Annotated in this window: 10 protein-coding genes and 1 riboswitch; of the genes, 9 read left to right on the forward strand and 1 reads right to left on the reverse strand. The window is 52.2% G+C overall.

The annotated features are described in order from the left end of the window. The 4 genes from IKQ95_01360 to metK all read left to right on the forward strand — a co-directional run. Positions 1-337 (forward strand): hypothetical protein (locus tag IKQ95_01360; protein MBR4195341.1); only part of this gene is annotated, 337 nt, incomplete at its 5' end. A 19-nt stretch (positions 338-356) separates the two neighbouring features. Further along, positions 357-3,704, forward strand: coding sequence for a carbamoyl-phosphate synthase large subunit (carB, locus tag IKQ95_01365; protein MBR4195342.1), 3,348 nt, complete (start codon positions 357-359; stop codon positions 3,702-3,704). Positions 3,705-3,861: 157 nt separating this feature from the next. Next, positions 3,862-4,473 (forward strand): 30S ribosomal protein S4, encoded by a 612-nt coding sequence (rpsD, locus tag IKQ95_01370; GenBank protein ID MBR4195343.1) that lies wholly within the window; start codon positions 3,862-3,864, stop codon positions 4,471-4,473. Between the two features lie 25 nt (positions 4,474-4,498). Then, a riboswitch (SAM riboswitch) is annotated at positions 4,499-4,598 on the forward strand. A 94-nt stretch (positions 4,599-4,692) separates the two neighbouring features. Further along, positions 4,693-5,892 (forward strand): methionine adenosyltransferase, encoded by a 1,200-nt coding sequence (gene metK, locus IKQ95_01375; GenBank protein MBR4195344.1) that lies wholly within the window; start codon positions 4,693-4,695, stop codon positions 5,890-5,892. Positions 5,893-5,949: 57 nt separating this feature from the next. Here the strand turns inward: metK and IKQ95_01380 are convergent, their stop codons facing one another. Next, entirely contained in the window at positions 5,950-6,654 is a 705-nt protein-coding gene (locus IKQ95_01380) for a DUF554 domain-containing protein (GenBank protein MBR4195345.1), read from the reverse strand. A gap of 97 nt (positions 6,655-6,751) precedes the next feature. Here IKQ95_01380 and IKQ95_01385 point away from each other — a divergent pair, with 97 nt between their 5' ends. The 5 genes from IKQ95_01385 to tsaD are packed head-to-tail and all read left to right on the forward strand — an operon-like array spanning position 6,752 to position 9,922. Then, positions 6,752-7,063, forward strand: coding sequence for a YbaB/EbfC family nucleoid-associated protein (locus tag IKQ95_01385; protein ID MBR4195346.1), 312 nt, complete (start codon positions 6,752-6,754; stop codon positions 7,061-7,063). A 15-nt stretch (positions 7,064-7,078) separates the two neighbouring features. Continuing rightward, positions 7,079-7,648: a recombination protein RecR gene (gene recR / locus IKQ95_01390; protein MBR4195347.1), complete on the forward strand. Its 570-nt coding sequence runs from the start codon at positions 7,079-7,081 to the stop codon at positions 7,646-7,648. Next, positions 7,645-8,757 (forward strand): 2-C-methyl-D-erythritol 2,4-cyclodiphosphate synthase, encoded by a 1,113-nt coding sequence (ispF, locus tag IKQ95_01395; GenBank protein MBR4195348.1) that lies wholly within the window; start codon positions 7,645-7,647, stop codon positions 8,755-8,757. Before recR ends, ispF begins: the two co-directional genes overlap by 4 nt. After that, the gene (locus IKQ95_01400; protein MBR4195349.1) at positions 8,751-8,933 is read left to right on the forward strand and encodes a hypothetical protein; all 183 of its coding nucleotides are present in this window, start codon (positions 8,751-8,753) and stop codon (positions 8,931-8,933) included. Before ispF ends, IKQ95_01400 begins: the two co-directional genes overlap by 7 nt. 2 nt (positions 8,934-8,935) lie before the next feature. Then, complete coding sequence (tsaD, locus tag IKQ95_01405; GenBank protein MBR4195350.1) at positions 8,936-9,922, forward strand: tRNA (adenosine(37)-N6)-threonylcarbamoyltransferase complex transferase subunit TsaD; 987 nt, start codon at positions 8,936-8,938, stop codon at positions 9,920-9,922. Positions 9,923-9,994 lie beyond the last annotated feature (72 nt).

Here is a 9,994-nt window from a genome sequence, read left to right on the forward strand (position 1 = left end):
CACTGAGACTCCCGCGCCTGCCGTAACTGAGTCAGCAGACGTAGCCGAGACTCCCGCGCCTGCCGTGAATGAGTCAGCGGACGTAGCCGAGACTCCCGCGCCTGCCGTAACTGAGTCAGCAGACGTAGCCGAGACTCCCGCGCCTGCCGTAACTGAGTCAGCAGACGTAACCGAGACTCCCGCGCCTGCCGTGAATGAGTCAGCAGACGTAGCCGAGACTCCCGCACCTGTCGTGAATGAGTCAGACGACAAAGCCGAGACTCCCGCAGTAACAGTAACAGAGACAGCGAACGAAAAGCCCGAATCATCACAGGACATTTCAGCGGACAAGCAGTAATACAGGAAGTGATATATACATGGCATCACCTCAGCGCAGCGACATACACAAAATATTAATCATCGGCTCCGGCCCTATAGTGATTGGGCAGGCGTGTGAGTTCGATTATTCCGGGACTCAGGCTTGCAAGGCTCTGCGTTCACTGGGATATGAAGTAGTGCTAGTGAACTCCAACCCCGCCACAATCATGACAGATCCCGAAATGGCCGACATTACCTACATTGAGCCGCTAAACCCCGAACGCCTCGAAGCCATAATAGCCCGCGAGCGTCCTGACGCATTATTGCCGAACTTGGGCGGGCAGTCCGGGCTGAACCTTTGCGCCGAACTCAGCAAGGCCGGAATCCTCGCAAAATACAATGTTGAAGTTATCGGCGTACAGGCTGACGCAATCGAACGCGGAGAAGACCGCATAGAGTTCAAGAAGACAATGAACGCGCTTAATATCGACATGGCCAAATCTCAGGTCGCGTACTCCGTTGATGAGGCACTGAATATCGCTGAGACACTCGGCTACCCTGTTGTTTTGCGCCCGGCTTACACTATGGGCGGGGCCGGGGGCGGACTCGTCTACAACCGTGAAGAATTGCGGACAGTCTGCGAAAGAGGATTACAGGCAAGCATTGTCCATCAAGTTTTGGTTGAAGAGTCGGTGCTAGGCTGGGAGGAATTAGAGTTAGAGGTTGTCCGCGACAAAGACAACAACATGATTACAGTGTGCTTCATTGAGAATGTTGACCCAATGGGAGTCCACACCGGCGACTCATTCTGCGTTGCCCCTATGCTGACGATAAGCACTGAATTACAGTCCCGGCTTCAGGAAATGGCGTACAGAATCGTGGAGCATATCGGCGTTATCGGCGGGACAAATGTACAGTTCGCGCATGACCCGAAAACAGACCGCGTTATAGTGATTGAGATTAACCCGCGCACATCCCGGTCATCGGCTCTTGCGTCAAAGGCTACGGGCTTCCCGATTGCGCTTGTGTCGGCGAAACTTGCGGCGGGACTCACTCTCGCGGATATACCCTGCGGGAAATATGGCAGTCTCGACAAGTACAAGCCGGGCGGTGATTATGTTGTCGTGAAGTTTGCGCGGTGGGCGTTCGAGAAATTCAAGGGAGTGCAGGACAAACTTGGGACTCAAATGCGGGCAGTCGGCGAAGTTATGAGCATAGGCAAGAATTTCCGGGAGGCACTGCAGAAGGCTGTCCGCTCTCTTGAGAAAGACCGCTACGGACTCGGCCATGTGAAAAATTTTGCCTCCCTCACGAAATCCGAATTACTAGGAATGCTCGAATATCCCACGAGTGAGCGATATTTTGTGATGTATGAGGCACTGAGGAAGGGCGCGACAGTTGACGAGATTCACGCGCTGACTCACGTGAAAGCATATTTCATTGAGGAAATCAAAGCTCTTGCTGACGAGGAAGAATACATACTCACATTCAGTGGGAAAAATCTTCCTGATGATGTATTGATTCAGGCAAAGAAAGACGGATTTTCTGACCGCTATTTAGCCGGACTGCTCAATCTCAGCGAACAGGCCATCAGGGAACGCCGCGAATCTCTCGGACTCATTGAGCACTGGGAAGGAGTCCACGTAAGCGGGACAGAGGACGGAGCATATTACTACTCATCATATACCCATCCGGCAACGACCCCTCCGCGACCCCTCCGCGACCCCTCCCTGCCCTCCCCTTTCGCAGGGGAGGCAGGAATCCCGGCGAGTCTCTCGTCCCCCCTGTCAAGGGTGGAATTAAAGGGGGGTGAACCTCGCGAGGAGATACAGGGGGGTAACTCCTCACGCAAAATTATGATACTCGGAGGAGGCCCGAACAGAATCGGACAGGGAATCGAGTTCGATTACTGCTGTGTTCACGCCGCGCAGAGTCTCCGCAGACTTGGCTTTGAGACGATAATCGTCAACTGCAACCCCGAAACAGTCAGCACAGATTACGACACGAGCGACAAGCTATATTTCGAGCCTCTCACGCTTGAGGATGTTCTCAGCATTTACCGCGAGGAGAAGCCCGCCGGAGTCATCGCGCAGTTCGGAGGGCAGACACCGTTAAATTTAGCCTCAGAGCTTGAGCGGAACGGAGTCAAAATTCTCGGAACATCCCCCGAAATCATAGACCTTGCCGAAGACCGGGGGCGGTTCAAATCAGTGATGGACTCGCTGAATATTCCCATGCCTGAGTCGGGAATGGCTGCAACTCTCGATGAGACGCGAGAAGTCGTAAGCAGAATCGGTTATCCCGTCATGGTGAGGCCGTCTTACGTTCTCGGCGGGCGCGGTATGGAGATCGTTTACGATGAGGAGAGCCTAGCCGCTTACGTCAACGCCGCTGTAGGTGTTACACCTGACAGGCCGATACTGATTGACCGCTTCTTGAATCACGCGCTTGAATGTGAAGCCGATGCCATCTGCGACGGGACTCACGCTTACGTCCCCGCCGTCATGGAACATATAGAGCTTGCCGGGATTCATTCGGGCGATTCGGCATGTTTTCTCCCGTCAAGACACATTTCACCCGAAGCATTAGCGACAATAAAAGACTACACGCGCAAAATCGCTGAGGCCATGCACGTTGTAGGACTCATGAATATACAGTACGCGATTGAGGCGGGAAAAGTTTTCGTGCTTGAGGCGAATCCGAGAGCGTCAAGAACTGTCCCGCTTGTGTCGAAAGTCTGCGGGATTAAGATGGTTCCGCTTGCTGTCGAGGCAATTACGCACGAATTAACCGGAAGGCCGTCCCCGCTTGAGAGTCTCAAAGAGAGAGTCATACCCTATTACGGCGTGAAGGAATCCGTTTTCCCGTTCAACATGTTTCAGGAGGTTGACCCAGTTTTAGGGCCTGAGATGAGATCTACGGGCGAGGTTCTCGGACTTGCGTCAATGCCGGGCGAGGCGTTCTTCAAGGCAGAGGAAGCCGCCGGAGGAAGCCTGCCTTTGTCGGGGACTGTGCTATTTGCCGTGAGTGATTCCGACAAGAAGGACATTGTACCCATCGCGCAGAAATTCAGCTATGCGGGGTTCAGGATTCTTGCGACTGTGGGAACGTTCGAGGCTCTGAGATATTCCGGCGTTGAGTGCGAATGCGTGGGACATGGCCGCCCTGACATATTAGACCGCGTAATCAACGGCGATGTTCAGATGATAATCAATACCCCGCGTGAGAAGGCTCTCACGGAATCGGGAAGCATTCTGAGACGGAGCGCGGTGAAAATGGGCATACCGTATGTTACGACACTTGCGGCGGCTGACGCTGCTATAGAGGGAATTATGACGGTGAAAGCCCGCGGGACTAATTCCCAGTCTCTGAAGTCCATAAAGGAATGGCATGACCTGATACATTAAGGCCGTGAAAATTTCCGTGCGCCTCCTGCATATTCGCGGGGGGCATTTTTTTTGAGGGGGGCGCGGGAAGGGATAAACTTTACTTTTGCCGTTATGGGTGCTAAACTCAGTCAGCTATTATCCAATATTATATTTACAGGGAGTGCAGAAACTTTCAATGGCAACACGAAGAGAACCCAGATTCAAATTATGCCGTCATCTTGGCGTTAATGTCTGCGGTCATCCCAAGGCGTTAAAGAGGGCTGACACAAAGAAGAACGCCTCAGCAAGCGCGGCGCGTACAGGGCAGAAGGTCTCACAGTACGGCCTTCAGCTTTTGGAGAAGCAGAAAATCAAAGCGTACTACGGAATATTAGAGCGTCAGTTCGCACGGTATTTCAATGAGGCCAGCAAGAGCGACGAAATGACCGGCGTAGCTCTCCTCAAAGCTCTTGAGTGCAGGCTTGACAATCTCGTTTACCGCACGGGGTTCGCCCGCTCGATTCGCCAGGCTCGCCAGCTTGTAACGCACGGGCATATACTCGTCAACGGCTCAAAGGTAGATATTCCGTCATACGGCGTGAAGGTCAACGATGTAATCAGCCTCAAGGAAAAGACACGCACGAATCCCCTTGTCGAGTCAAATTTCACGGGGCTTGTGTCGTTCAATGTCCCCTATCTTGAGAAGGATAAAGCACAGTTCAGCGCGAAATTAATCCGTGAGCCTATGCGCGAGGAATTACCGATTGATGTAACAGAAATACTTGCGGTCGAGTTGTATTCAAAGTAAAATACAGGCCGTAACAAAAATATAACTCTTATCGAGAGAGGCGGAGGGACCGACCCTGTGAAGCCCGGCAACCTGTTTGAATCAGGTGCCAATATCGGCAGCAAGTCAAAGCTGGATGATGAGAGAGAGGGACAAACGGAAAAATTTGCGTGTACTCTCTTGAATTATTCAGGAGGGTACATTTTTTTTGCCCATAACATAATAAGGGAGGCTATATTCATGGCAGACAGCTTCATATTCTCATCCGAGTCAGTAACAGAAGGACACCCCGACAAGGTAGCGGATCAGATTTCGGACGCAGTACTTGACGCAATACTCACGGAAGACCCCGCAGGCCGTGTAGCGTGTGAGACTCTCGTGTCGACCGGGTTCGCGGTGATTGCAGGCGAGATTACGACAAAGGCACATATTGACATCCAGAAGATTGCCCGCGAGACGATAAACGGAATCGGCTACACGAATGCGGATTACGGTTTTGACGGAAATTCTTGCGCTGTATTCGTCGCGATAGATGAGCAGTCCGGGGACATAGCGCAGGGAGTTGACGATGCTATAGAAGTCCGGGGTTCAGGCGCGGGAGAAGAAGACGTGTCGAAAATCGGCGCAGGGGATCAGGGAATGATGTTCGGTTACGCCACGAACGAGACAGAAGAATTTATGCCCATGCCCATAGCCTTGTCCCATGCGTTAGCCCGTCAGCTCGCGAAAATCCGCAAGGACGGAACATTGTCATATCTCAGGCCGGACGGAAAGACTCAAGTCTCACTCCGCTACGAAAACCGCAAGGCCGTCCACGCTGACACAATCGTAGTCTCAACACAGCATGACCCCTCCGCAAGCCTCGAAACAATCCGGGAAGATATGATTTCCCGCGTCATAAAGCCGATAATCCCCGCGAATCTCATCGACAAGGACACGCGGATATTCGTGAATCCTACGGGGCGTTTCGTGAAGGGAGGCCCCGCGGCTGACTCAGGTCTCACAGGGCGGAAGATTATCGTTGACACTTACGGCGGATGGGTTCCGCACGGGGGCGGAGCGTTCTCCGGGAAAGACCCGACAAAGGTCGACAGAAGCGGCGCATACATGACACGTTACGCGGCGAAAAATATTGTTGCGGCGGGGCTTGCTGACGAGTGCCAGATTCAGGTGGCCTACGCCATAGGAGTCGCCGAGCCTGTATCGCTGAACGTCAACACATTCGGCACGGGGAAAATTGACGAGGGAAAAATAGCGTCATTGCTCCGGGAATATTTCGATTTCCGCCCGGCTGCTATCATCCGTGATTTAGGTCTCAGGAAGCCTCAGTACAAAGCACTTGCGGCGTATGGGCATATGGGAAGAATTGATTTGCCCGTCCTGCCCGGCTGGGAGAAAACCGACAGGGCCGACGCTCTCAGGAAAGCCGCGGGAATTTAGCGCGGTGAAAATTTGTCCCCTTCTCTGTGATAGTCGGAGAGGGGATTTTTTTTGTCGTTACGCAAAAAGCATAGTGAAGAATACCACGTACACAAGCCCCGGAAGCATGTCGCCCAGTTTCAGCCGCGTAACCTTCAGCATGTTCAGCCCGATTCCCATTATCATCAATCCGCCAAGCCCCGAAATATTCGCGTACATTGACTCCGTTATGACGCTCTCAGCCCATGACGCTCCGAGAGTAATTGCCCCCTGATATATGAACATGGGAATCACTGAGAACATCACGCCGACACCGTAAGCCCCCGCCATCATTGACCCCGCTATGCAGTCCATTATTCCTTTCGTCATTAATATTTCGGGATTGTGCCTGAGTCCGTCCTCAATTGAGCCGATTATAGCCATTGACCCAACGCAGAAGAGAAGAGTCGCGCTCACGAATCCGTCTGTGAATTTTTCGTTTGACGTGTGAATTTTTGCCTTCAGCGTGTCGCCGATGGAGTTTAATTTTGTCTCAATACCAAGAATTTCACCCGTTACAGCTCCAAGAACAAGACTCAGCAATACCGCTATTGAGTGTTCAGTCTTGAGTGTCATATTCACTCCGACATAAATTGTGAACAGTCCCAGGCAGTTGAAGATAGTATCATTCATTTTTTCGGGGATGAATTTTCCGGCGGTGAGTCCGATTATACTTCCGAGAATTACGGTTAATGAGTTGAAGATTGTCCCTCCTGCGGGAAGCGTACTGAAGATTTCAAGCATTACAGAAAAGTTTTCTCCTTTACGTTTTCGGGTAATTATATCGCGTGATAGAATTGACGCGGAAAAAATATCCCACTCAGCAAGGAGACATTCACACATGAAACTCAACAACATAATGAAGCAGGCTAGGCAGATGCAGTCTCAGATGATGCAGATACAGGAAAATTTAGCGTCCGAGACAGTAGAGGCCAGCGTCGGCGGGGGAATGGTAACAGCTACATTCACAGGGCAGGGCGACATGAAATCCGTAACAATTGACCCTGAAGTGATAAATCCTGACGACAAAGAAATGTTAGAGGATCTCATAATTTCGGCGGTCAACGAGGGACTCAAGAAGAGCCGCGAGCTTATGAGCGAGAAAATGGGCGGAATAACAAGCGCGCTCGGCGCAATGGGAATGGGATTCTAATTCTGACTCTGACTCATGGAATCTCTTGACAGCCTCGTGAACGCCCTCAAGAAATTTCCCGGACTCGGCCCGAAAAGCGCACGGCGTATAGCGTTCCACCTCCTGAAACAGGACAGCAGAGAGCTTCAGCGCATAGGGGGACTAATCGCGAACCTGAAGAAAGGAGTCGTAACATGCTCCCTTTGCGGAAATATATCGTCAAAAGACCCCTGCAATATTTGCTCTGACCCTCTCAGAGACCGCAATATTATCTGTGTCGTTGACGATTTGGAGTCGCTCTCGGCGTTCGAGCAGTCCGGGATATACAACGGTCTTTATCACGTCATGGGCGGAAGGGAAATCACCGACAAATCAGCCGACTCCCTCGCCAGGCACGTGCGGAAAGTCAAGCCGGAGGAAGTCATCATAGCGTCCTCGCCGGGCATTGAGGGCGATATGTCGTATTACACGCTTGCGGATATTCTTCGGGGGCTTGGCGTTGAGAATGTTACGAGGCTTGCTTACGGCCTGCCGCTTGGAGGGAGCATTGAATTTGCTGACAGAATGACCCTACACACGGCACTTGAAGGAAGGCGGAAACTATGAGGGAGTATTCATTCATAATTGTAGCGGGCGGAAGCGGGACAAGGTTCGGCGGGAAAAAGCAGTTTATGACGCTAGGAGGCCGCGAATTATGGAGATGGAGTGCGGAAAACGCAGAGAGACTCCCGGACTCGATTCGCGAAATCGTGTTAGTGATTCCCAAAGGCGACTCACTGACTCCCGAATGGCGCGGGGAAATTCCGTTACGGGTAACGCACGGAGGAGACGAGCGCGCAATTTCTGTGCTTAACGGTCTAAGCATGGCCGGATGTGATTTCGTGATGGTACATGACGCTGCCCGGCCTTTCGCGAGTCCTGATTTATTCCGGCGGTTAATGAACGCCGTTACGGAGGAAGCCGGAGCCGTTCCCGTTCTGCCCGTAAGCGATGCCCTCAAGCGTATAGACTCCGGGGAAGTCTCATGCGTTGACCGCGATGGACTCTATATCACGCAGACTCCGCAGGTTTTCCCCCGTCTGAGGCTGATTGAGGCGGTGAAAGATTTCCCGTCAGCAAAAGACGAGGCAGAAGCGTGGCTGAAATCCGGCCATGTTCTGAATCATGTTGAGGGTGAAAGAATGAACTTCAAAGTAACAGTGAGGGAGGATATGACTATAGCGCGGGCATTGACGGAAGGAATGACGCGGACGGGACTCGGCTGGGATATTCACAGGCTAGTGCCGGGGCGTAAATTGATACTCGGCGGAGTGAGTATAGAGTCTGCGCTTGGCCTGCTGGGACATTCTGACGCGGACGTTCTGACACATGCAATCATGGACGCGGTATTAGGTGGTGCGGGGCTTCCTGACATAGGGAATATATTTCCGGCAAGCGATGAGAAATTCCGGGGTGCTGACAGCGTAGAATTGCTGCGGGAAGTCATGCGGCTTGTTACGGCTGAGGGATGGAATGTTGACTTTGTTGACTCTGTAATAACGGCTCAGGTTCCCCGGCTCAATAAATACCGTGAAGAAATTATGCGGAACATGAGTCAGTTTTTTCCCGTCAATATAAAATTCAAGTCAGCGGAAGGGCTTGACGACTCCGGGCGTGGATTGTGCATGACGTGCCGGGCTGTTGCGACACTAAGGAGGGCGGTAATGACATGTTAGCGTTCAGGCACAACAGGGAATGCGACGCTAAATTGTGGTTCGGGGAGCTTGCGTTAAACGGTTTCGAGCAGTATATCTTCAACGATGAGATCATGATGCCTACGCTTTTTGACACGTATGATGATTTTGTCGAACATTCATGGCCTGAGTTTGTGCAGGATAATTCATTCATGTAATCATGCTGACACTAGGAATAGAAACTAGCTGCGATGACACTGGAGTCGCGGTTATACGCGGAGAACGTGAAGTGCTGTGCGAATTATTGTCGAGCCAGATAAAATATCACTCTCATTTCGGCGGAGTGATTCCCGAATTTGCCGCCCGTAAACATCTTGAGAATTTGCTTCCGCTTGTTGACGCTGCTTTGAGCCAGTGCGATATATCCGGCCATGATTTAGACCTTATAGCGGTAACACGCGGGCCGGGCTTGATGGGTTCGCTGATTGTCGGCGTAATGACAGCGCGGGCATTGTCTCAGGCGTGGGATGTTCCGTTGATGGGAGTGAATCACCTTGAGGGGCATTTGTTCGCGCCTTTGATTGACGCTGTAGACTTAGAGCCACCGTTTTTGTCGCTGATAGTCTCAGGAGGCCACACGGAAATCATAAGGGTAGACGATTTCGGGAAGTATGAGCTTCTCGGACAAACGAGAGATGACGCGGCCGGGGAAGCATACGACAAGGCAGCGCGTATTCTCGGCCTGAAATACCCGGGAGGCCCTGAGATAGAACGCCTCGCGAAAACCGGCAATCCCCGCGCATTTGATTTCCCGATACCGTTACGGAACACCGACAAAATAGAGTTCAGCTTCAGCGGCCTGAAGACGGCGTTATTGTGGCAGGTGAAGAAATTTGCGCCGGACAATATCCCGGTGAATGACTTGTGCGCGTCATTTCAGCGGGCAGTAACAGAGTCATTGACGGCGAAAATCCGTCTTGCGGTGAAACTGACGGGAATCCGGCGCGTGTCAGCTTCCGGGGGAGTGTCAGCAAATTCTGCGCTCCGTGAGGCTCTCGGCGGTGATGACAGCTTCCGGGCGTGGCTTCCGGCTAAGGGGCGGTGTACGGACAATGCCGCTATGATTGCGGCGGCGGGCGTAAATTCGTGGAGGCGGGGAGTCAGGATGGATGACGTAATGCCTGACCCATCTTTGCACAGACTGTAATAATAGGGGGAATTACTCTTGAAATTTCATGGAGGCGCATATAACGATAATTAAGACAGCAGACAGCAGACA

Source organism: Synergistaceae bacterium (assembly GCA_017540085.1).
Taxonomy (GTDB): domain Bacteria; phylum Synergistota; class Synergistia; order Synergistales; family Aminobacteriaceae; genus JAFUXM01.

Excerpts from the sequence above, each read along its gene's own strand:
- carB (MBR4195342.1), top strand. The coding sequence starts at position 357 with ATGGCATCACCTCAGCGCAGCGACATACACAAAATATTAATCATCGGC.
- IKQ95_01385 (MBR4195346.1), top strand. The coding sequence starts at position 6,752 with ATGAAACTCAACAACATAATGAAGCAGGCTAGGCAGATGCAGTCTCAG.
- tsaD (MBR4195350.1), top strand. The coding sequence starts at position 8,936 with ATGCTGACACTAGGAATAGAAACTAGCTGCGATGACACTGGAGTCGCG.
- metK (MBR4195344.1), top strand. The coding sequence starts at position 4,693 with ATGGCAGACAGCTTCATATTCTCATCCGAGTCAGTAACAGAAGGACAC.
- rpsD (MBR4195343.1), top strand. The coding sequence starts at position 3,862 with ATGGCAACACGAAGAGAACCCAGATTCAAATTATGCCGTCATCTTGGC.
- IKQ95_01400 (MBR4195349.1), top strand. The coding sequence starts at position 8,751 with ATGTTAGCGTTCAGGCACAACAGGGAATGCGACGCTAAATTGTGGTTC.
- IKQ95_01380 (MBR4195345.1), bottom strand. The coding sequence starts at position 6,654 with ATGCTTGAAATCTTCAGTACGCTTCCCGCAGGAGGGACAATCTTCAAC.
- ispF (MBR4195348.1), top strand. The coding sequence starts at position 7,645 with ATGAGGGAGTATTCATTCATAATTGTAGCGGGCGGAAGCGGGACAAGG.
- recR (MBR4195347.1), top strand. The coding sequence starts at position 7,079 with ATGGAATCTCTTGACAGCCTCGTGAACGCCCTCAAGAAATTTCCCGGA.